This is a genomic window from Pedobacter sp. Leaf132, assembly GCF_920984695.1.
Classification (GTDB): Bacteria; Bacteroidota; Bacteroidia; order Sphingobacteriales; family Sphingobacteriaceae; genus Pedobacter.
In genome coordinates this window covers 133485-156351 of record NZ_CAKLBO010000007.1, presented here as the reverse complement: position 1 = coordinate 156351, position 22867 = coordinate 133485, and the positions used below count along the sequence as shown (strand labels likewise).

Sequence of the window (22867 nt, the reverse complement as noted above, 5' to 3'; positions counted from 1 at the left end):
AAAAATTATAAGTTAAGACTTAAACCTAAAGATATTGTTCTTAGGATAGGATAATCCCATGCACTTGAAGTGTAAGGATCTTTGTAAGGAAGTGGGTTTACGATTGTCCACAGGTTGTTACCGGTAAGTAAAACGCGTGCACCACTAAAACCTATCTTTCTGGTAAATCCTGCCGGAGCTTTGTAACTTAAAGTCATCGTGTTTATACGAATAGTTGTTCCATCAACTGCCCAGAAATCAGAATTTCTAGCTAAAGATGGGTCATCAAAACGAGGATACTTTCCTTGCATCGGATTTTCCGGTGTCCAGCGATCTTGCCAGATTGTTAAAACGTTTCTATTTTCTGCCGGAGCTGTTCTCGATCTTCCATCATAGAAAACTTTACCACCAAACCTTGCATTAATGTTAGTGCTTAAGGCGAAACTCTTATAGGTTAGGTTTAAGTTAATACCACCGCCAAAGAACGCATTAGTATTTTTAAACATAGGTAGCATATCACTATCAGAGATTACACCATCGCCATTGGTATCTTCATAGTATAACCAACCTGCCTGTGGAATGCGATCATAAACTCTGTAATTTGGATTTTTAGCCATGAAAGCATCAACTTCAGATTGTGTTCTGAACATACCTATAGTTTTTAAGCCAATGTTACTTGAGTTATATACACGAGGATCTGTCCCGAAATCTATAAGCCAATCGGTAGCTACATTGTTAAATAAATTTCCGGGAGCATAAAGTATTTTATCTACAACTGAATTACCATACGAGAAGTTAATACTTGCGTTTAAATTCCAGTCGGTTGCTAATTTTGCTTTGTAACCAATGCTAAATTCAGAACCCCAATTGTAAGTTTCTCTATAATTAATAATAGGTGCTGCTGTTCCAAAATATTGTGGATATAAGTTATTACCACCTAAATCAAACGCATCGTAATTGTAATTTCTGAAAACCTCAACGCTAAAATCTAACTTATTGTTAAACATCGAAGTTTCTAAACCAATATTTAAGGTTTGTTTCTTTTCCCAGGTAATATCCGGATTAGCTAAACGAGAACGGTTTAAGCTGTTTTGCGTAGAGTTTCCATAAAGATATCCGTTTGTTACATCAATCAGGAATCTATCTTGCCATAAGCGAGTTCCAATTCTGTCATCACCGGTAATACCCCAGTTTGCTTTTAATTTTAAGAAATTAACAAAACCTAAAAATTTAGAATCTTTAAAGAATTTTTCCTGACTCACAACCCATCCTAAACCTACGTTAGGAGATACACCCCAACGATTTCCGGTTGCAAATTGAGATGAAGCATCTAAACGGGTAATTACTTCTAATAGATATTTTTTATCATAATCATAACTTAAGCGCCCAAAGCCAGAACGTTTTGAAGTCGTTGTTCTTGAAAAATCCTGACGAGCTAAGGTTGATGCATCAAAAGCCCAGTATTGATCTATGCCTGGTATTAATTGATTTGTATAACGAACCGTTGAAGCCTGCGAATTACCTTCGCTTTGCTCGCCACCAACCAATAAGTTCATGGTGTGTTTTCCAAACGTTCTGCCATATTGTAAGGTTAAGAAACCTTGATAACTATTGTTTTCTGAAACGCCTGGTGTAATTGTAGCAGCACTTGCACTTGTTGGCTCAACAAAAAAGGACGTTGCTGAAGTATTCACTAATTGATCTGTAAACAATAAGCTGTTGTTTCCCATTCTGGCATAATTGTACAATCTGTAAGGCGGAATATATTGTGTGCTCTTTGCAGAACCACTTGCCTGAGATATCTGTAATCTTGCAGAAAAACCTTTTAAGAATGTTGGCTCGTAATTTAAACTTGCATTTATTCGGTAGCCTTTATTGCTACGATTGTTGTAGTAGCCAGATTCTGCTTGCGCAGCAGGGTTTAAATTATTATTTTGAAAACCTACATAATTAACATAGTTACCGTTAATACTAATAGGCACCCACCTTGGTGTAGTTACTAGTTTCTCAAAAAAGTTAGCATCAGTATCACTTGCATTGTGTTGCTGAACCCTTGTTCCGTAATCTACGTTAAAATTGATATCAGCTTTTAATCCTTCAACTAAGGTTGCCACAACACCGCTTCTGAAACTGTATTTATCAAATTTCATTCCGGCATAGTTCGCATTTTCACTTTGATAACTGCCACCGGCAAAAAAAGTAATCTTATCACTACCACCAGAAATACCTATGTTATGACGTTGGGTAGTTGCAGGTTGCCAAAGTTCATCGTACCAGCTTTTGTAATTTAATGTTTTAATATATTCTAAATCCTCTGGAGAAAAATAGGCAGAGGCATTTGCATTTTGAATGCTATAAGTTTCATTTAGCAATTTAGCATGCTCATAGCCGGATAACATTTCTGGAGTTTTTGCAGCATCAGAAATACCTACATAACCATTGTAGGTAATGCTTGGTCTGCCAACTTTACCTTTTTTAGTAGTTACTAAAACAACACCTTTTGCACCCGATGCACCATAAATAGCGGCTGAAGCATCTTTTAAGAAAGTCATGTTTTCAACCATTGATGCATCAATATTATCAAAAGCATCTCTGGTAACCGTAATTCCATCCACAATGTATAATGGTTCCGAAGTTCCACCAGCATCTGTTCCCTGCAATGTGGGCGAAACACTTGAATTCCGGATGTTTATAGTTATTGGAGCACCCGGGCGACCAGAAAGTTGCGAAACGCCAACACCGGCAATTCTATTTCTTAAAGCACCTGCTAAATTTGGTGCCGGAACATCCTGAATTTCAGTACCTGTAATAGTTGCAACAGAACCTAAAATTTCTGAACGTTTCTTTGTTCCATAACCAACAACAACAACATCATCTAAATTTTTGTTATCTTCTTCAAAGTTAATAGTGATGTTTGTCTTGCCAGCTAATGGAACCGTTTGCCTAACATAGCCAATGTACGAGAACACCAATGCATCAGTAGCCGGATCGGCAACTAAAGAGAATTCACCTCTATCATTGGTGCTCACATTATTAGTTTTGCCACGAATACCAACGGTTACTCCAGGTACCGGCTGTCCGTCCTTTTTATCTACAACTTTACCAGTAATTTGGCGCTGTTGTGCAAAAAGAACTGTACTTACAAGCATTGCAACCAGTAAGGACCATGAAAATTTGCGTAAAAATTTTAATTTCATATTTATGATTTGGTTAGTTTTTAATCTATTCGGTTAGTTTGCTTTTTCAGCAGCTGCTTTTCTTCTCTTCTCCCACTCCACACCTTCTTTTTTTAAGTCGTAGCCTGCGGCTGATAAATAGTTATTAATTCTGCCTTTGTATTTGCCAAACCAGGCATGTTTCTTATCTGATGATTCTGCATCCATAGCGTGTTCTCTGGCTTCGGTTAACCAGATTAATATTTGTTTCTTTTGTGCATCTGTTAAGGTTAAAATTTCTTCCTGGTAAGCTTTATAAGTAATAGGCAAAACATTGTAAGTCATACCGTTTTTAACTTTGTCTATCTGGTTTTCATTTAAATTAGATGGAAGTTTACTGATGTACTTTTTATGAAGTTTTGCCAAGGAAGCTTCAGTAGAACGATTAAGTTTTGCTATTGCCGAATCTCTTTCTACTTTATTATCAGCATTTTTTTCTTTAATCTCTTTCAATTTAGCATCGCGAACGATGTAAATATCATTCAAATTGCTGTATTGGTCTCTTATTGTATTTCTAACCAATTCTACTTTTTTGGCATCCGCAATTTCTAATGTGCTTACAATTTTATCGGCACGTTCTGTAATTGCCTTTACATATTTAGCTTTTTCATCTGCCGATAAATTACTTTGCGCATTTGCATTAACAGAAATAAACGCCGTAAATAATATTGTTATAATCCCTAATCTCATATCCTTTAATTTCTTTTTTCAATCAATTTTACATCACCACAAAAATGAACTTTTAAGCCTAACTCATCCAATGCTGCAGCTTTGATTCTGCAAGCTTCATGTGCACTGGCTTCATAATTTGTATAAACTACCTGTATGTGGTTCGCCTTGTGTCTCGCCATCATTTGGTCGCGGGTAATGCCTTTTAAAACGGCATGCATAATTGGCCATTCTGGTGTAGTATTGTTCCATCTCCTCTGCGTTTCGGCATCAGGCAGGGCAACAACTTCGCCTACACCTAAATCGCAATGCAACTCATTATCCATTACGTAAACCCTGCTCCATACAATAAAACCAGGCTTACTGATGCCTTTTAAAGAGCCACCGCCTAATCTAAAATACATGGCTGGTTGTCTATCACTGCTTGCACCTGCATAACCATTAATAAAGTGGGCCGGAGGTGCTGCGCCAGAAATCAGAAACAGCCAAACAAAGTCATCAATTCCCTCACCCGTGTAATGTTCGCCCCAGCGTATATCATGTAAGGTGTTTTCGCCGGTCATGCCAAGCTCTTTCCAAAGCTTATAAGTTAATAAGGCATCTAAACCTGCACATTCATCAACTTCGTTAAAGTGAGGCAATGCTTGTTTGGCATAAAGTTCTTTACCCACTTTAGAGAAAACAGGTGGCCTATCTTCATTATTTAATAAACCTTCAACTAAATCGCTGGCAACGGTTAAATCTTTTAAGCCTTGCTGATATTGAATCCCGATTGTATCGCAACTAAACTCATCTGCAATGCGTAAAGCCGCGATGTACATTTTACATTGTGATAAGGTTTGATTTTTTGTAAGGTGAATTTCCTCCTCAGTTCCCCAGTTAAAAGTCATTCCTTTTTTTAACAGCCAGTTTAAAACGGTTTCAGCTTCTGCATCTGTAACCTCTAACATAGCCGCATAAAGTGCCGATTGACTTAAACGTTCTTTAAAAAAACCGGTTTTGTGTAAAAGTTCATCAGGAATGATGGCATTATACATGCCCATACAACCTTCATCAAAAACACCCATAATAACTTTGCGTTCTCTTAAGTTGCTGGCAAAACTTCTGCCTTTTTTATCATCAGCAGCTGGTATTATACTTAAATCAAAACTTTGAACATGGTTTTGATTGTAAGTGATTGTACCTGTAGATAACCATTCCTGTAAACCTTGGTTAAAGAAATCGTCTTTAAAATCCTTACTCCAAAGTGTACTGTATGGAATACCGGCTTTGGTTAAACAGCCGTTTAAATTTAGCATGCCAACTAAACCCGGCCATTGTCCGCTCCAGTTTGCAACGGTTAAAATCGGTCCTTGATGTGTGGTTAAACCTGCAAGTACATGATGGGAATATTGCCAAACACTTTCGGCAACAATTATTGGTTGTTTTGGGTCGATATTTCTAAAGATATCAATGCCCATTCTTTGCGAATCTATAAAACCATGTTTTTTGCTTGAATCATAAGCATGAGCACGCTTAACCGACCAACCAAATTTTTCAATTTCGGCTGTTAATTTTTGCTCCATTTCGTGTTGAGCGGTCCAGCAATTTTGGTTAGCTGAAAGCCGTAAATCACCACTGCAAACAAGTAAAATTTCGCTCAATTTTGCGTGCTTCATAATTCATTAATGAACAAAATATTTATATTAAAATAATTTGCCGGTTTATATTTTGGTTTGAGCCTGAGTGGCTATATACAAAACTCAACAATCAAAATAGTTAATTTATGATAGTTTTTATCTAATTAATATAGGATATTATCTTAAAAGCAGCTATCTTTAGCCAAGATACGTTTATGTTTCGCCATAATCCATTGAATATTTTAACCAAATATTTTTACTAAAAATCATGAAACCTCATTTTCATAAAGTTCCGGTAACGCTGCAAAGTTCTTTTAGTATTCGGCATGATAAAAAGCCAAATTTTGGTAACATCTGGCACTACCATCCGGAGTTAGAATTGCACTACGTTATTAAAGGCGAAGGGGTTCGTTTTGTGGGCGATAACATCAGCAATTTTGAGCCAGGAGAAATGGTGTTAATCGGCGAAAATTTACCGCATACCTGGCGCTGTAAAGATGAATATTTTCAAAACAACACCAACCTGAATACAGAAGCAATGGTTATCCATTTTTTACCAGATTGTTTGGGCAAATATTTAATCAACTTACCGGAAGCTTATCTTATCCCCAAATTATTCGAAAAGGCTAAAAGTGGTATGGTTATTAATGGCGAGGCAAAACAAAAACTAATAGAATTAATGACGAATGCTGTTGATGCAACAAATATCGACAGAATCATTATTTTACTATCCATATTAAAAACCTTGGCAGAAACAGACGAATTTGAAAGCATTGTAGCAAGTTCTAATACATTTTACCAATCTAACGAATCTGAAACACTCCGTATCAATAAAATTTGCAACTACACGCTTAGCAATTATAAAAAAGACATCACGTTAGAAGAAGTTGCATCCTTAAGCAACCTGAGTGTAACTTCTTTTTGTCGTTATTTTAAACTGATGACCAAGAAAACATACTACGATTTTCTGATTGAAATACGAGTGAGCCATGCTTGTAGATTCCTAATTGAAAATAAGTTACCCACTGAAATGATTTGTTTTGACTGTGGATTTAATAATGTATCTAACTTTTACAGGCACTTTAAAAAAGTAACCGGAATGACTCCGCTTGATTATAAAAGGAAATATTTGAATTAGGTCGGTTACGTCATTGTGAAGCACGAAGCAATCTCACAAGATAGATTGCTTCGTGCTTCGCAATGAAGGAATTAAATCTTTTGAGAATTAAATGTAAACCTGAATATTCAAATCGCTCCTTAAGGCCGTATAATCATCAAATAATTTCTCCACTCCTTTCCTTACATCAGGTGTAAAATTACCTACATCTCGTCTGGTAAAAGTTGAAATATCCAAACCTCTTTTTTGAAGAAAATACTTAGATACCAGCGGATATACATTATGCATAACATCCATATTATCAATCAAAAACTGTTGCACAACTTCCAGTTCTTCCTTTAATGATTCATCATTATAATGATCGCAGAGCCAAACAATAAGCTCAGGAAAATAATTACCCTGAATGCATGACAAACCTGCGGAGCCAGCTTTTAAAGAGTCTAATGCATGTACGATATAAGCATCGTATAAACCAAAGTTATGATCTTTAGTGAGCTTGATTTTTTCTTTAATCTGGGCCAAATCCAAGCAGGTATCTTTATGATAAATCACCCTTCCGGTTGAAACAAAATCTGCCAGTTGCTGAGGTTTTATAATCCTTTTATAAGGAACAGGACATTCGTAAAATCCGATAGGAATATTATCGGTTTGTTTTAAAAGCTGATGTACATTATCATCAAAAACATTATCCTCAGCATTTTCATCAGCAAGCAAACCTGTAATTGCAATAACAGCTTCCACTCCTGTATCGTTTACATGCTTAACAAAATCTGCTTGCTTCGAAATTTCTCCACCAAAAGTTCCGGTTGCCACAACGGGCACAGCCCCACCAACCACCTTAATAACATGTTTTATGGCATCAATACGCTCAACATCTGTTAATTCGAACATTTCGCTCGATAAGCAATTGGCAAACAAACCCGACGAACCAGCTTGCAAATAGATTTCGGTAAGTTGGGTTAGTGCCGGATAATCTATATTTCCGTTGCTTAAAAAAGGTGTAAGCATAACCGGGATGAACCCTTTTTGTGAGTTTTCCATTATTTTGTAAAGGATAATTTTTAATTAAATATTGCTAAAAAGATTTGCCAGCCATTAAGTAGCTCGTTCTTTTGTTTTTATTTTGGTTAAGGCAACGCCCACTAAAAAAATTGTTAAAGTGCCAACTACAATTATCATATTTTGATGCAACGGATATCTAAAAGCTTCTATATCAGCAGGCAAAAAGCTAGATAGTGTCATCCAGATGATAACTATTATCCCTAACATTGTGGCAATAATAGCCTCGTGATTTTTAGTTTTTTTGCTTACTATTCCGAGTAAAAACAAGCCTAACATTCCGGCCGCGAAAATACCGGAAAGTTGCCACCAAACATCCAGAATACTTTTTACGCCAATCATAGCGATACCCGCAATCATGCCCGCTAAACCAAAACCGACCGTTGCAATGTGTAATAGCGATAAATTTTGCTTTTCCGTTATATCTGGCTTAATGTATCGCTTGTAAATATCTACCGAAAATACCGTTGCCGAAGCATTCATACCAGAGCTAATGGTACTCATAGCTGCTGATAAGATTGCAGAAACAATTAAACCTACCAAACCTACCGGGATTTTAGTCACCATAAAATGTGGCATAATTTTATCGCCATAATCTGCTGGTTTCAGGCTATTTTCCATGGCAAGTATTTCTGATGCAGATGCACTTATAGGCAATCTTTCTATCGCAACCTGATGTTTAATGGATTGTACCAATTCTGGATTAACATCATAATACGCATACAAGCAAGATCCTATAATAAAAAACAACAATGAAGCCGGAATGTATAACCAAACACATAGCCAAATTGACTTAGAAGCCGCCTTACTTGATGATGCTGTATGGTAACGTTGCACATAGTTTTGGTCCATCCCAAAATTATTAAGGTTGATAAAAAAACCGTAGAGCAACACCACCCAAAATGATGATCCAACAAAATCAGGAGCGAAACTGCCCAGGCTAAATTTATCGCTTGCCTTACCTATTTCGATTACTTTTGATACGCCTCCGGGCATATTGGTGATAATTAAATATAGGATGAGCAAAGCGCCAAAAGTTTTCACCACAGCTTGCACAACTTCCGTCCATATAACTGCTTCTATACCACCTAAAACCGTGTAGATAATAATTGAAATACCCATTACAACCATTATCATTTGCATGGAATAACCAGTTAATGCCTGCAGACTTAACGCAATTCCGAAGAAAATAGAACCCATTCTGGCTAATTGTGTAAGCAAAAAACAAACTACAGCATAAACTCTTGCCCATGCACCAAAGCGATGCTCTAAATGCGTATAGGCTGATATTTCACCGGTATTTCTATAAAAAGGAACAAAATATTTTGAAGCTATCCAAGCGGCTAAAGGCATAGAGATACTAAAAACGAATGCATTCCAATTGCCGCCAAAAGCTTTACCCGGTACGCCCAAAAATGTATTGCTACTTAAAAATGTTGCATAAATTGATAAACCTATTGCCCATCCGGGAATGAGGCCCGAAGCTTTTGTAAACTGTTCGGAATTTTTGTTTTTTCTGGAGAAATAAACACCAACCAATATCATTCCAACAAGATAGATGAAGATTATTGCAAGATCGAATACAGGTAAACCCTTCATCATCGGTTGGCTCGTTTATTAATTTGGTTAAAACAAATATGCAAGGCTAGTTAGCTATATTAATATAAGATTTTTGCCACATATTGTATGATATTATCTTTATCTATTAACCGTTACATGTTGTGAGTTACCTATCGTGGTTTAAATTTAGCAAAGACGTATACAATATGTTACCGAAAACAGGAAACTTATATCTGGCAACATGAAACCCGCAAGAGATGACTAAGCAACAGATTTCCTATTGAACATCCAATGCATCAATTGATAATCCTCCGGTATCAACAGCTAAAATTCTTAATTTATAATTTCCGGCATTTATCATTGTTCCGGTATTTGTATTAAAATAATTCCATTTACCTGCTTTTGTTGGTGCAAATTCAGCCGTTTCGGTTTTCATTAAAGTACCATCAGCAGATAGAAATTCGAGTTTTGCTTTAATTATTTTCTCAAGAGGATTATGGTATTTAATCGTTAAAGAATAGGTATCTGCCACGCCAACCCAAAAACTCCATTCCAAAATATCTTTTGATGCAGATTTAAAAGTTACCCTTTGTTTACCCATTAAATCCTCTTTAACAATACCATTTCCAATCAGTTTAGCATCAGTAGCTTTATAGCTGCTTGTCGTTTTCAAATCGTAGGCAGGTTCTAATTCACTCGGAGGCATAACCGCAACCGAATACATTGAAGCATTTGAAGGATTAATGCCTAGCATTACCGATTCGCCTTTGTTAAATCTTTTACGATAGACCTTAAAGCTTGTGTTTAAACTGTTCTCCGCAAGGGTTTTGGTATCTTCAAAATCGGTTAGCCAATCTAATTTATCTTTTGCAGCAACATCAATCATTACAAAAACATCGGCAGTTTCGTTAAGGCTAAAATGTATTTTCTCTCTTTTCTTATTAGATGTTTTTATCCATTCAGAACCGAAAAGATTTGAAGGTAAAGTGATAAACTCAATCGTTTCATCAGTGTATTGTATATCGCCAATATCCAACCAATCGGCTGTTAAAATATTATCAGTTACATTAATTATAGATTTAGATGGTTGAGCAGGCTTGATGCTTTTATTTAAACTTGCTATCGCAATAGCAGAAATCACAGCCTGCCCCGATTTAATTTGCGGAAAGGAAATATCCAAGGCTCCACCTTTAACCTTGAATTTTATTGATTTTTTCAAAGCAGCATCATGTCCGGCTTCCTTCCAAATGTCTAAATCCTTTATAACCGTTTGATGATTAAAAGCCACATCAAATAATCGCATGCCTTTAGCATCCATACCACCTCCCGTATTTAGCCAGGGTTCGATAAAATAAAGCTCTACCAAATACTCACCATCTGGTAATGGAAAATGATACTTTAGCTTATGTCTTCCATACCGAAAAGTTTGGAAAAGTGGCCAATCTTTTGTGTTTTTTATTGGGTCGAATGTTCTTCGCTGACTAGCAAAAAAAGAAGGTATGCCTTTGAAATCTGCCGTCCACGATGTTGAACCAAAACTTTTTATATCGCTTAAATTTTTATCGGCAAACCATTTAAAACCTTTTGAATCCACATAATTCGGACCACCACAATTTAACCGATAAACATAATTATAATTGGTTTCGTTTGAAATCACATCTGTTTTGTGGTCTAAAAGATTGTTAAAACCAGGTGCTTTTGGTAAGTTATTTAACACGATTAAATCTTTAGCAACCGCGGTTCCGTTTACATATCCAACCGCATAAAGCAGATTATATTGTATGTTTGGCTTATTCCATTGGAAATGCGTACCGATACCATTACGTTTCTGTTTACCTAAAGATTCATGGTTAAAATCGTTAAAAAGCTCTAACTCATCACAGTTAGAATAAATTACGATACTATCTTTTACACCAGGCTTGTTCCATCGATTAGGCCAAGTATGAGAAACAATGTAAACCATTGGTTCGGTTTGTTTTGGTGCATAATTGGCTCTAAACATGTAAAAAACATCGGTTGGTTCTTCCCATGGTGTAAACATGCCTTTGTAATTTACCGGGCCAATTCTGTCAATATCCCTTAAACCTTCTCCACCTTGTACCCTACCCGGATTATCGTGCGAGCTGTACAACCAAAAGAAATGCCCGACAGTTTTACCCTTAACAGATTCTGCCAGCCTAACTTTGGTTTCCATCAAATCCGTCATTGCATTTTCCGTATAACCTTTTGCTCCGGCATTAAGATGATGCAAATCTATTGTTCGCCAGGCGCCGTATTCGCCTACTAAAACCTGTTTTTGCAAGTCATCACCATAGGTTTGCGGATTACCACCATAAGTTCCCGTCCAGTTCTGCGGAACGTCCCAATCTGTTCCTTTGCCACCGTTACAAGTTGTTACTTTTCTTTGTGAAGAAGCAGTCGGATCGAGTTTTCTAATCAGTTCTGTGCATTCTTTAGCAAAATCTTCGGGCAAGGTGCTTTCATTTTCCAAACCCCAAAGCACAACAGAAGGACTGTTTCTGCGTTCCTTAACCCAATCAACCAAAAGCGTTTTAAAATTTTTTCTAAATTCCGGCGTGTCATACCAAATATGTGCGGCCATTTGTGTCCAGGATAGAATCCCCATTTTATCCCAATGTGTTTGATATTCGAGGTTGTGAGGTTGGTGCGCATCTCGAAAAGCATTAAAACCCGCAGCTTTAATTTGCATAACTCTGGATTTTATCTGCTCACTGCTAAAAGCATGGCTCTGTCCAATTAAATGCTCGTACTCAGCAATTCCATTTATGAAAACAGGTTTCCCGTTTAATAAAAACACCTTTTGATTTGAATTATCCCCTATCGGCCAACTTATCCATCTAATCCCGTAAGGCGTATTTAGCTCATCAATAATTTTTCCGTGAGATAAAACTGTGGTTTTTAAAGTGTATAGGTATGGGTTCTCCAAAGACCAGAGTTTTGGATTTAAAAGCTCTTTTGTTTTCTGTTTTACATTGATTTCTTTGCCAGACGCTAGTAAAAGCTTAGTCTTTTGTTCATCTACAATTTTCTTATCGGCATCAATAAGCTGATTTAAAACGGTAATTTCTTTTGATGATGCGCTGTAATTTTTGATTGTACTTTCAGTATTTAAAACCGCAGACTTTTCTGAAATTTTATCATCATTCCAGATGTGAATTCCAAAAGGCTCAATTCTAATATCATTTGTAATAATCAAATGCACCGGACGAAAAATCCCCATCGGCTGCGAGCCTTCAGAGAAACCACGTTCAGTTGAACAGCCGCCATCAACCCAAGGTAAATCCTGAATATTTGCAGGATGGTCTGCCCTTACCGCTAAAACATTAGTCTGATTATTTAATTTTATCGTTGAAGTTACATCTAACGTAAAAGTCGTTCTTCCACCTGCATGGTAACCAACTTTTTCACCATTTAACCATATTGTAGCATAAGAACCTACGCCCTCAAAATATAAGAAAAAGCGTTTTCCGTTAGGTTTTTCAGCTGTTTTAAAAGATTTACGATACCAGGCATAACCATGTTTATTGCCATGAAGTTTTCGCTGGTAACCTTCGTACTGATCCCAATTATGTGGAACATTTACACTTTGCCAATTTTTAGTTTTAAAACCCGCAATTTGAAAACCGTTGTAAGCATTGATATTTTTTTCATCAGCTATGCTAAGCCATTCTTTATTTAAATTAATTGTTTTTCTAACACTTTGAGCGTAGGTATTCGCAAGCAAAAAAAGAAACAAAAAAATCAATAATCCGCTCTTATTCTTCATAACTTATTGAAGTTTTAAATCTCCATTCAAACTGTAGCTTTCTCCGGCTTTCGTTTTAAATTCAATCGATTTATCGTTATATTTAATTCTACAGTCCTCACCACTTTTTGATTTCACAATTAGCGATGTAAGCCTACCTTTAGTCCACGTTATATCTACCTCAAATCCGCCTCTGGCGCATAGTCCATGTATTTGTCCTTGAGGAATGTTATTTGGTAAAGCGGGTAAAATATCCAGATAACCCTGATGGCTCTGCACAATCATTTCTGCTATACCTGCTGCACCGCCAAAGTTTCCATCAATTTGAAAAGGTGGATGGGCATCAAAAAGATTTACATAAGAACCAGCACCATTATTTGCAGGTTTAATTAGCATTTTTATCAGTTTCATGGCATGGTCGCCATCCTTAAATCTAGCCCAAAAATTAATTTTCCAGGCTAAACTCCAACCTGTAGCATCATCACCACGGTATAACAAAGATTGCTTTGCAGCATTCATCATTTTATTATCCTTATCCCAGGTGATGTCATTTCCCGGGTAAACACCCCACAAATGCGAAACGTGGCGGTGTTTATTTGTCGTATCATCCTTATCTTCTAACCACTCTTGTAATTGTCCGTGTTTTCCAATCTGGTTTGGCGCAATCGTTTCCAGCTTTTCTTTTAAAGATTTTCGAAATTCCTCATCAATACCCAATGCTTTTGAGGCCTCAATACAATCCTTAAATAATGTTCTGATGATTTGATGATCCATAGTTGGACCTGCAACCAAACCACCATTTTCGGGCGAATTCGATGGTGTACTAATTAGCCAACCGGTTTTATTATCCCTCACTAAAAAATCTATAAAAAACTCAGCAGATTTTTTCATTAATGGATAAGCTTTAGTTTTAAGAAATTCTTTGTCTCCTGTAAATTGATAATGCTCCCACAAATGTGTGCTTAACCAAGCCGCACCTGTTACCCAAATTCCATGATTTGAGGCATTAATTGGGGCTGTACCGTTCCATATATCGGTGTTGTGATGTAAAACCCAGCCTTTTGCATTATAATAATCTTTCGCCGTTTCAGTACCTTTAATAGATAAGCCTTCAATCTTCTTAAATAATGGCTCATGCATGGCTGATAAATTTAAAAGTTCAGCTGGCCAGTAATTCATTTCCAGATTGATGTTGGTTGTATATTTACTTCCCCAGGGCGGGCTTAATAAATCGTTCCAAATGCCTTGTAAATTTGCAGGCTGAGTGCCTGGTCTTGAGCTTGAAATCAATAAATATCGTCCGTATTGCATGTAAAGCGCTGCAAAAGCAGCATCGTTTGATTGTGCAAATTTCTCCAGGCGCTCGTCAGTTGGTAAATGCTCTTGCTCAGATTGACCAAAATTTACACTAAATGCGTTATAATACGATTGATATTCTTTAATGTGGGCTTGTTTTATGGGTTCATAGCCTTTGCCGGCTATCCCGAGTTGATAAACCAAATTTTTCAGTTTAGGATTACCTGAAACATCACTTGCATTAACAAAATTGGTTGCCGCCGTAAGGTAAAAAGTTACCTCATCAGCCTTTTCAATATTGATTTTGTTATCCGTAATTTTTATAGAACCTTTTTTTGAGGTTACGCTTAAGTAGCTTTCACCTTTTAATGCGCCGTCTTTTACCTGAACTTTCATTGAAATACTTTGCGCATCAATCTTCACAATTTCAGTTTTTAAATGCGGGCTGGATAGCGCAGCTGATAAATTGATAGAACCAGTCTTACTTGATTTTAAATGCACGACTATGGCATTATCTGGCGCACTTGCAAAATATTCACGTTCAAAATCAACTCCATTAACCGTATAATTTGTTTTTGCGATAGCCGTTTTTAAATCTAATGAGCGTTTGTAATTAGTAATCTCTCCATTTCCATGTTTAAAATTTAGTTTTAAATCGCCGAATGGCTGATAACTGGCTTGATATTGCGCAACTGCTGGGGGTTCTTGATTTTGGATTTTATATTGCCATTCTTTAACTAAAGAAATACCTTGCTCAATGGAGCCACCCTGAAGATAAATACCAATTTTTCTGCTGGTGTCTTTATATCCGGCTATGCCGCCCTTATCGTAATAGTTTAAAACCTGAATAGCGATTACATTTTTGCCAACCTTAATTAAAGCTGCCGGAATGGTATATTTTCGAGGTTCAAGATTATCAGTATTACCAACCAGTTTCCCGTTGATGTAGGTAAAATCCTGGTCGCGGATTCTATTCAAATCCAAAATTAAGTCCTTCCCTTTCCAATCTGAAGGCACATTAAATGTTGTTCTAAACCAAACTGCACCATCCAAATTAGCTAAGCCGACAGCTTCCCAACCTTCATATGATGGAACTTTTAATCGCTTCCAATTTTTATCATCATAATTTGGCAGTGCAGGATTTCCTTCAATTCCTTTTCCTGATTTAATTTCTTTAACCCACGCTTCGCGATTACCGGGCTCACTTTGTAAACCCATAAACTGTGTTTGCGCCAATTCTTCAGCTTCTTTTTGCTTGCCTTCTGATAATAATTTCCGGATTTGCGGTAAATGTGCCGATGCACCCTTTTTGTTATAATTTCTAGGTTTTCCTGTCCAGAGTGTTTCTTCGTTAAATTGAATTTGGTCGGTATTTACACCGCCATAAATCATTGCACCCATTTTGCCGTTACCAATTGGCAATGCATCAGTCCATTTTGAAGCTGGTTTTTTGTACCATAAAGATTCATTTTGGGCTTTCACATCAACAGAAAGAATACACAATACCAATGTAAGTAGTACTACTATCTTTATAAAAAATGTGTTTGGGTTTAAATCAATCATTATTTAAATATTTTTAAACTTATTGACCATTATCACCAGAAATAACATTCACTTTTTCAGTTACTTCTTCGGCTTTAAATACACCTTTTAATGCATTTTTAAAATTATTATTACCTAATGATATTCCTTTAGTTTTATCACCGCTTAGGTTTAAATAAGTTGATGTTCCAACTGCTGGAAAGGCGTTGTAAATGAATGCATCGCTCGTATTTTTTAAATCGATTACAGCCGCATTTGCCTTTGGCGTATAAGTTTTTACATTATCAATGGTTAGTTGCTTAACATTCGAAGTAGTAATTACAGCCCCCAACTCAGTGTTAATCTGTACGTTGTGAAACTCAATTTTATTTGCATTATCAATTTTAAAGCCTGTTTTTGCATCCATATTTATATCACTAAAAGTGATGTTTTCAATTGGCATTTCTTCAATTCCATTAAGATAAGCAGCCTGATTTACCTGACCGGTTATGTTACTGAAATGAATATTCCTGAATCTCGGTGTACGCTCTGAAACGACTTCAATACTAGTTTTTGCATATTGCATATCCAGTACAATGGCTTGGTCGCGGATGTTTTTCATAATGATATTACTCACCCGAATTTCTTCAACAATGCCGCCTCTGCCTCTGGCGGTTTTAATTCTGATACCTCTATCTGTTCCATCAAAAACGCAGTTCGAAATTGCAATTTTGCGTACATCGCCAGACATTTCGCTGCCAATGACCACGCCGCCATGCCCAGATAACATTGTACAATTTGTGATGACATAATTTTCTGCAGGAACTGCCATTTTTCTCCCAGGCGCATCTTTACCAGATTTTATGGTAATGCAATCATCACCAACGCTAATGTGGCAATCTGAAATATGAACGTTTTTACAAGATTCGGGATTTATCCCATCGGTGTTTGGAGAGTGTGGATTGTTAATGGTAACTGCATGAATTTTTACATTTTCACAAAATTCCGGGTTAATTGTCCAGAAGGGAGAATTACGAATTGAAATCCCATCAATTAACACATTTTTACAAAACATAGTTTGTATAAATGGCGGACGAAGAAAACCTCGTTTCATTTGCTTTGGGTCGTCAGGTAAGACGATGTCTTTATTTAATTCGTCAAATGTAAGCTGCCATTTTGAGCGTGGCTGCCCTTCTTTATAACCTTCTACAAAATCCCACCATTTTTTTCCGTGTCCATCAATTAAGCCTCTACCAATTATGGAAATATTTTCAGCTTTATAGGCATAAAACAGAGGCGAGAAACTCGTTACATCAACACCCTCGTAACGGCTTTTTACCATTGGCAAATAATCATTAAAATTATCGCTGAAATGTAGTTCTGCACCAGCATCGATAAAAATTGTAATGTTACTTTTTAAATGAATGGCACCTGTTAAATATTTACCAGCCGGAAAATAAACCGTTCCTCCCCCTGCCGCAGAAGCTGCATCAATTGCCTTTTTTATAGCAACCGTAGCGATTTTACTGCTGTCGTTCTTTGCACCATATTTTATAACATTGTAATATGATTGGGCTTTCGTAGCAAAACCCGAAATAGAAAAAGCTAGAAATACGACGATTATTTTTATTGATGGAATAAATTTCATTACTGGATTTTTTACTAATTCAACTTAACAAGTATTTTTTTCAACTCCGTTCCTTTATACTTTTCTTTACCGTTTACGTAAACATAAAGTCCTTTTCCCTGGTTATATTTTTTACCGGTTTTATCCCATTTTATGGTAATAATTTTGCCATGATAAGATAAATTATCAAGTTTAAACCAATCCCATTTACCTTTCGGGATAAGTGGATAAAGCTCAAAAATGTCATCAGCACGAGGTTTAACACCAATCAAGTCGTTTATAATTAAATCGCAAAAAGTAGAGTGATTGTAAAAACTGCTTCTTGGATTATCGCCTTTTAACCATTCGCCATTTTTTTCATCCTGATATTCGCCTAAATATGGCTTACCATTCTTGGTATGAGATTTCGCATAGGTGTGTAATTCATCGTAAAAAACTTCGGCAGTCATTTTACCATGATTTTTATAATTGGTTAATAAATTTGAAAGCCCTTTTAAAGTTTGCGAAGTAGCAAAAGGCCAAAGCGCACCATCCCATTCACAACTGTGGCCCGTGCCACGTGTTCTGAAGGTTGGGTTTCTTCGCTCTGCAGTAGTTAAACCCCAGGGCGTATCAAAACCAGCTGTATCTACAATTTGATTCCATGCTAAAGCATATTCAGGTTTATCATCCGGCAGGTTAAAATCCCATGGGATAAAACCAATTGCCTCTCTAACATTTGCCAGGCCGCCTTTAGCCAATTTAGTTTCAAAAAATGAAGAGGAATTGCTCCATAAGCTATCCTGAACCAATTTTTTCAAAGCAATAGCCTTCTCGTTATACTTGTTTTTTAAATCATTATCACTTAATAAGGTAGCAATTTGTGCCATTGCTTTGGCATTAGCATACATGTAGCTACTGATTGTTGGCCGTCTGTTTTGGTCTTTTCTTGAACCGCTTACCGATTCTTCCATACCATCTTTAACATCGTGTTGCCAAAACAAGCCACTTTTTAAACCACGTTCCTTTTCCCATTTCTGGTAGTCGGCATCCATTGCCGGAAAAATACTTTTTAAAAAAGCAACATCAGGCTTAACCAATTGATTTTGATAAATCGCATCGTCTATCCAACTGCTAAATTGATGGAAACGAGCTTTGCTTTGGCCAACATCGGCATTGTAAAACCAAAACTTAATGTAATCTTTTAAAAAGCTATTATCTTTTAACCATCTACCCTCATAAATATGGTGTCCTGCAGCACAGCTGATGGAGTTATATTTGCCGGCATGCTTAACCGGCTCAATAAATTCGGTAATGATAAAACCCTCTGGCGTTTGCTTTAAGTGTTTACGGAACGACCACCAGCGGTAGTAATAATTTTGCTCCAAAACTTTATCAGGGCATTCAAATAGTGGAATATTTTCTGATAACCAATTGTAGGCATTTGCATTCGGCACAAAGTTTTTTACCGCTTCGGTATCTATCGAATTAAAATACGTAACATATTCTTTAAGCTTAGCTTTTAAAGGAATTGCCTTTTGCTGCGATAAACCTGAAAATGCAAAGCATGCAGCTAATAATAATGTTAAAAAAATCTTCTTCATTTTATTCAAATAACCAGTCAATATCTTTTCCGCGACCATCAAGACCTGCATTAAAAATGCGTAGTTCCTGCTTATCATCAATAAAACCTAAAACTAAACTTGCGCCTTTACCCAATGTTAAGGTATGTGTACCCGGCTGAAAAGAGTATGCATGTACATTAAGGGGTAAATAGCCATTTAAAACAATTGCGTTCGAAATTTTAATTTCAGATTGCCCATAATTATTGGCACTTGCATCTATTTCCAACTGCGGCGGATGTAGTGTATTGGCATCTTTTGGGTTAAAATAACCCACCAAAAGCTTAACGGCAGATTCAGTAGTAAACTTAATTTCTGTACCAGCTTTTATCTGATTAGATTTTGAAACCTTTATTCCCTTTAAACCAACTAATTCTGGAGTAATTTCTTTTACCAAAACACTCGTATCAGAAAATACACTCACACTTTTACCTAAAACAAATTCTTCTGCTTTTGGAGAAAGCACCTTAACATCTGCATTTTTGTAAGCTACAATTTTTGCTACCATACCAGGTTTAATCTGCTTTAATGAGTCGATGCTTTTTTTGAAATGGTTTAATTCTTTGGTAAAAACCGGAAGCATTTCTTTCCAGGTAATAAATGTTTTATCTACGCCACGCATCGGAATTTTGCGCTGTTTGGTTTGCATGCTGTTTGCATACAAATAATCATTTTCAGTTAATTTAACTAGTTCTGTGTAAGCATCTAAGCTCTTCTGTAAAAATGGCAAAGCTTTTTCAAGGTCGTTAACATCGTTAGAATATTTGTACCTTAAAATATAAAGTGCTGCTTTAACCTTTTCGGCGTAAGAATTCGCCATTGCGTCATAACAATAAATATCATTTTTTAAACGCTCAAATTCGGCTGTGTCTTTTGTAGGCTTCGCCTGATTAATAGCAGCAACGGCTTTTTTACCATGCTCTATAACTTCTTTAGCAATCTGCACCGGCGTTTCGCCTACATGACCCTGTTTTTTCCATTCCTTTTCGGCGTATTCAATAATCATTTCGCCTTCCGGTGCTTCAGATTCATACATTAAGGTAAACAATCCATACCTAAACGGATTTATAAGCTGCGTCATGAGCATACCTAAAGTTAAGGTTTGCCGGTTACCATCTGTAATGCCATAACGGCGTAAAAGCTTCGGCGAAATCTCACCCGATTCTTCATACGCATTCAGTATAGATTTCCCGCCATTTAAATCAGTGCCGTATTTTTTCGACAATTCATTAGCCCAATAATTAATTTCGCCTTTTCTATCTCTCTTGCTATTCCAGGCATAACGACCCCATTCTTTGTACCAAATCCAATCTCTATCGGTTTGCAGCAAACGTCCTTTAACATTATCTGCAGTGTAAGGCCAATCCCAATAACTTGCTTGTGGGTACAAATGCAGCCCCTTTGCACCGTAAATTTTATCCATTGCCTGCACCGATTTTTGAATAAAATCTGCCGACCCATAACGAAAAGGTTCCAGATTGGCTAAAATGTGAACGTTTGAAATATTTATCGTACCAATTGATGCCAGTTTTCTATTTAATTCTGCCCATGCACCACGCGGTTCATAGGTTGTTAAGGCTTCACCATTAAATTTATTCTCTGTGTACAGGTTTTTGTATAATGGCAAGGCAGCTTTCATTACCGCAGGCGCATCTGTATCGTGTGCACGAAGTACAATTGGTGGTTCATCCGTTCTACCCGAAGCTTTTAAGCCATCTTTCAAACCAGGAATAATTGTTTTGGTAAACCAATCTATATCATCCTGACCAACGCCTTCCATAGCTTCGCCCAAGGCAACCATTAAACCAACATTTGGGTATTTCTCTACAAAGGCTGCGATAGATTTTCTGGTGTAATCAGAAATTAAAGGTATAATTGGTCTGTTTCTGTCTTGTGTTTTTAAACCGTGCTTATCGGCAAAAGGCTTAGGAATAATAATGTTGTAAAACATTTGAATAACCCATATACCACGTTTATCAGCCTCATGTGTTAAAAACTTAAAAATCTCTTCGTTCTTTTTAAAAGTTTCATCATCAACCTCTATGGCGTAAGGATAATCTTTAAGTTTAACCAACGAAGAAAATGGATGGCCATTCCATAAATAAAGAGAATTGTATCGGTTATCCACCATCATATCCAAATATTTAATCCAAAGGTCTTTATCATAAAACCAAGGGAAAGTTTCGGGCGTGTATGGATATTCGTAAACATCATGTCCGGGTAAATAATCTGGTTTTTGTAAGCCAATGCAAGTGCCACGCAAAACCATTTCCGGCTGCTCCGTAACTGAAATATTTTCGGGAATTTTGCCTTGATTTTTAATTTGCTCCGCCAATTCCATACAGCCGTAAAGCGTACCGGAATCATCCGAGCCTATTATATACAGCGTACCTTTTTCGTCACTAAGAATTGTAAAACCTTCTTTTCCAGCTGCTAAAGCTTTCTTTTTTACACTTTCGGGTAATAAAGCTTCTATTGATTTATCGCTAACTTTACCAATAACAATCGCATCCTTAAAATTTGATAATTTTTGATTAGAAGCCAGCCTTTTCAAAACCGTTTTATAGCCTAAATTTTTAAGCAAAGCTGATATTTTTTCTACTCCAAAATCAGTACGAAGATTACCTCCAGCAGAAACGAAAATAGTTTTACTTCCATTTACTTTATCAATTGAAGCATTAGAAAAAACAGGAGACAAAAATAGACAGATACAAATCAGAAAATTCCTCATTCAGTGTGGCTCTATAACTTAAAGCCTTTTTTACAGACTTTAAAGCATATTTGGTTAAATTATTATTTAAATATAAAAGTAATATTCAAATATAAGTAATATATTAGGTCAAGTTTGTAAAATTTCTGAAGCTAAACTTCTCAAAACCGCAGAAATGCATGCATGCGAAGATTAGTTAATATTTAGACAAGAAGATACAATTTTCAATTCGGAAATTATTTTTTATTTGCAATTGGAATATTTCTAACCATGTAAAATTTATGAGTATTCTAATTTTAAAGGCATTTAAATCGCTATATTTCGGCAATGCTAATTCATATATAATATCAAAATAAGAGCATGTTTTCATTAAAAAATAAAAAAGCAATTGTAACCGGTGGCGGTAGCGGTATAGGCAAAGCAATAGCGACTATACTTGGCGCCCAAGGTGCAGAAGTACACATTGTAGAACTTGGCTTAGAGCAAGCTCACACTGCCCTCGAAGAAATTAAATCAGCAGGAAATAGTGCATTTAGTTATGCTTGTGATGTTTCTGATCACGCTTCGGTAATCGAAACATTTAATAAAATCGGTAAGATTGATATTCTGGTTAATAATGCCGGTATAGCTCATATTGGTAAAGTTGATACAACCGAGGAAGCAGATTTCGACAGAATTATGCGTGTTAATGTTAAAGGTGTTTACAATTGTTTGTATGCTGCGATTCCTTTACTCAAACTTTCGGGTGGTGGCGTAATCATTAATATGGCATCAATTGCTGCATTAATTGGCTTACCAGATAGGTTTGCTTACAGTACGGCGAAAGGTGCTGTTAAAGCAATGACCATGAGCGTTGCTAAAGATTACATCGGAGAAAATATTCGTTGCAACTCCATTTCTCCTGCTCGTGTACATACGCCTTTTGTAGATGGATTTTTACAGAAAAACTATCCCGATAATATTGATGAAATGTTTGAGAAACTATCGAAAACCCAACCGATTGGCAGAATGGCTAAACCAGAAGAAGTTGGTGCCCTGGCCTTATATTTATGTAGCGATGAAGCTTCATTTATAACTGGCTGCGATTACCCAATTGATGGCGGATTTACGACTTTAAATAATTAAAAT

The 22867-nt window shown here is 36.5% G+C and carries 12 protein-coding genes; 2 read left to right on the top strand and 10 right to left on the bottom strand.

The window, feature by feature from the left end:
- Nucleotides 1-5 precede the first annotated feature (5 nt).
- Genes LUA86_RS13960 through LUA86_RS13950 form a run of 3 tightly spaced genes read right to left on the bottom strand, consistent with a single transcriptional unit; the run spans nucleotide 6 to nucleotide 5521 of the window.
- Nucleotides 6-3176: a TonB-dependent receptor gene (locus tag LUA86_RS13960; protein ID WP_231463749.1), complete on the bottom strand. Its 3171-nt coding sequence runs from the start codon at nucleotides 3174-3176 to the stop codon at nucleotides 6-8.
- Nucleotides 3177-3209: 33 nt separating this feature from the next.
- Entirely contained in the window at nucleotides 3210-3884 is a 675-nt protein-coding gene (locus tag LUA86_RS13955) for a DUF3826 domain-containing protein (protein WP_231463747.1), read from the bottom strand.
- Nucleotides 3885-3889: 5 nt separating this feature from the next.
- Nucleotides 3890-5521: a fucose isomerase gene (locus tag LUA86_RS13950; RefSeq protein ID WP_231463745.1), complete on the bottom strand. Its 1632-nt coding sequence runs from the start codon at nucleotides 5519-5521 to the stop codon at nucleotides 3890-3892.
- 229 nt (nucleotides 5522-5750) lie between these two features.
- Here LUA86_RS13950 and LUA86_RS13945 point away from each other — a divergent pair, with 229 nt between their 5' ends.
- Nucleotides 5751-6620 carry an AraC family transcriptional regulator gene (locus LUA86_RS13945; RefSeq protein ID WP_231463743.1) on the top strand — a complete coding sequence of 290 codons (870 nt, stop codon included), beginning with the start codon at nucleotides 5751-5753 and terminating at the stop codon, nucleotides 6618-6620.
- Between the two features lie 87 nt (nucleotides 6621-6707).
- Here the strand turns inward: LUA86_RS13945 and LUA86_RS13940 are convergent, their stop codons facing one another.
- From LUA86_RS13940 to LUA86_RS13910, 7 genes are all read right to left on the bottom strand, one after another.
- A complete protein-coding gene (locus LUA86_RS13940) occupies nucleotides 6708-7640 on the bottom strand; it encodes a dihydrodipicolinate synthase family protein (protein ID WP_231463741.1) in 933 nt (310 codons plus the stop codon).
- 54 nt (nucleotides 7641-7694) lie between these two features.
- The gene (locus LUA86_RS13935) at nucleotides 7695-9260 is read right to left on the bottom strand and encodes a sodium:solute symporter (RefSeq protein ID WP_231463739.1); all 1566 of its coding nucleotides are present in this window, start codon (nucleotides 9258-9260) and stop codon (nucleotides 7695-7697) included.
- A 235-nt stretch (nucleotides 9261-9495) separates the two neighbouring features.
- Nucleotides 9496-13005, bottom strand: coding sequence for a malectin domain-containing carbohydrate-binding protein (locus tag LUA86_RS13930; RefSeq protein WP_231463737.1), 3510 nt, complete (start codon nucleotides 13003-13005; stop codon nucleotides 9496-9498).
- A gap of 3 nt (nucleotides 13006-13008) precedes the next feature.
- A complete protein-coding gene (locus LUA86_RS13925) occupies nucleotides 13009-15843 on the bottom strand; it encodes a glycoside hydrolase N-terminal domain-containing protein (RefSeq protein ID WP_231463735.1) in 2835 nt (944 codons plus the stop codon).
- Between the two features lie 19 nt (nucleotides 15844-15862).
- Nucleotides 15863-17449, bottom strand: a complete 1587-nt coding sequence (locus LUA86_RS13920; protein WP_231463733.1) for a glycoside hydrolase family 28 protein — start codon at nucleotides 17447-17449, stop codon at nucleotides 15863-15865.
- 14 nt (nucleotides 17450-17463) lie between these two features.
- A complete protein-coding gene (locus LUA86_RS13915) occupies nucleotides 17464-19011 on the bottom strand; it encodes a glycosyl hydrolase family 65 protein (protein ID WP_231463732.1) in 1548 nt (515 codons plus the stop codon).
- Between the two features lies 1 nt (nucleotide 19012).
- Entirely contained in the window at nucleotides 19013-21727 is a 2715-nt protein-coding gene (locus tag LUA86_RS13910; RefSeq protein ID WP_231463730.1) for a hypothetical protein, read from the bottom strand.
- A gap of 372 nt (nucleotides 21728-22099) precedes the next feature.
- Here LUA86_RS13910 and LUA86_RS13905 point away from each other — a divergent pair, with 372 nt between their 5' ends.
- On the top strand, nucleotides 22100-22864 hold the full coding sequence (locus LUA86_RS13905) for an SDR family NAD(P)-dependent oxidoreductase (RefSeq protein ID WP_231463728.1): 765 nt from the start codon (nucleotides 22100-22102) through the stop codon (nucleotides 22862-22864).
- Nucleotides 22865-22867: the final 3 nt, after the last annotated feature.